Origin of the sequence: Mesorhizobium sp. M8A.F.Ca.ET.161.01.1.1 (assembly GCF_004792105.1) — a bacterium.
GTDB lineage: Bacteria > Pseudomonadota > Alphaproteobacteria > Rhizobiales > Rhizobiaceae > Mesorhizobium.
This window is the reverse complement of sequence record NZ_SRTD01000429.1, coordinates 1-294: the sequence shown is the minus strand read 5'-3', so window position 1 is coordinate 294 and position 294 is coordinate 1. Positions and strand designations below refer to the sequence as shown.

At 57.1% G+C, this 294-nt stretch carries 1 protein-coding gene; it reads left to right on the top strand.

Annotated elements, in window-relative coordinates; genetic code table 11:
• Window positions 1–294: lyase family protein (locus EN804_RS36400; RefSeq protein ID WP_246693560.1), on the top strand; the 294-nt coding region annotated here is incomplete at both ends.

The window sequence follows — 294 nt, the reverse complement described above, 5'->3', positions numbered from 1 at the left end:
TCGCTCTGCGGCGCGAGCGCCAGCGGCTCCATTGCCTCCTGGAAGACATCAAGAACTGCCCTAGGGGAGCTGGTGCCGGTGGAGGCACCAGCCTGCCTATCGACCCTTTGAAGACAGCAAATCTTCTGGGATTTGAATTGCCGTCATTCAACTCGCTTGATGCGGTTGCAAGCCGTGACCATCACCTACAAGGGCTTTCACTCTTCGCTAGCGTTGCAATTTTGCTCAGCCGTGTGGCCCAGGACCTGCAGCTTTGGACGACCAGGGAGTTCGCGCTCATTGACCTTCCTCATT